Here is a 904-nt window from a genome sequence, read left to right as displayed (position 1 = left end):
TGCGCATCATCGCCGGGCTGATCGAGCCGACCGGCGGCGAGGTGACCTATCTCGGCAAGCCGCTGCGCGGCCCGGCCGAGGGCGTCGCGATGGTGTTCCAGACCTTCGCGCTGTTCCCGTGGCTCACCGTGCTGCAGAACGTGGAAGCCGGGCTGGAGGCACTCGGCGTCGGCGCGCGCGAGCGGCGCGAGCGTGCGTTGGCCGCGATCGACCTGATCGGTCTCGACGGTTTCGAGAACGCGTACCCGCGCGAGCTGTCGGGCGGGATGCGCCAGCGCGTCGGTTTCGCGCGCGCGCTCGTCGTCGATCCGACCATTCTGCTGATGGACGAGCCGTTCTCCGCACTCGACGTGCTGACGGCCGAGACGCTGCGTACCGACCTGCTCGATCTGTGGACGCAGGGCCGCATGCCGATCAAGTCGGTGCTGATCGTCACGCACAACATCGAGGAAGCGGTGTTCATGTGCGACCGGATCCTCGTGCTCTCGTCGAACCCGGGTCGCGTGATCGCCGAGATCAAGGTGCCGTTCAAGCACCCGCGCAATCGTCTCGACCCGGCGTTCCGCAAGCTCGTCGACGACATCTACGCGAAGATGACCGCGCGTCAGACCGGCGAGGCGACGAAGAAGGGGCTGGAACTCGGTAGCTGGCTGCCGCAGGTGTCGACCAACCTGATGGCCGGCCTGATCGAGACGCTTGCGATGGCGCCGTACCACGGCCGCGCGGACATGCCGGAAATCGCGCGCACGCTGCACCTCGAGGTCGACGACCTGTTCCCGATCGCGGAAGTGCTGCAGTACCTCGGCTTCGCGGACGTGCGCGAAGGCGACGTGTTCCTGACGCCGCCGGGGCGCGTGTTCGCGGAATTCGGCACGCAGGAGCGCAAGCTGATGTTCGCGGATCA

1 protein-coding gene is annotated in these 904 nt (G+C 67.6%); it reads left to right on the top strand.

From position 1 onward, the window contains the following. A partial coding sequence (locus tag QZM72_RS35485; RefSeq protein ID WP_301740442.1) for a nitrate/sulfonate/bicarbonate ABC transporter ATP-binding protein occupies window positions 1-904 on the top strand: 904 nt, incomplete at both ends.

The organism is Burkholderia sp. AU45388, from assembly GCF_030481585.1.
In the GTDB taxonomy this organism is placed as follows: Bacteria; Pseudomonadota; Gammaproteobacteria; order Burkholderiales; family Burkholderiaceae; genus Burkholderia; species Burkholderia sola.
The sequence above is the reverse complement of the archived record's forward strand: the minus strand, read 5'-3'. Positions and strand labels throughout refer to the sequence as shown.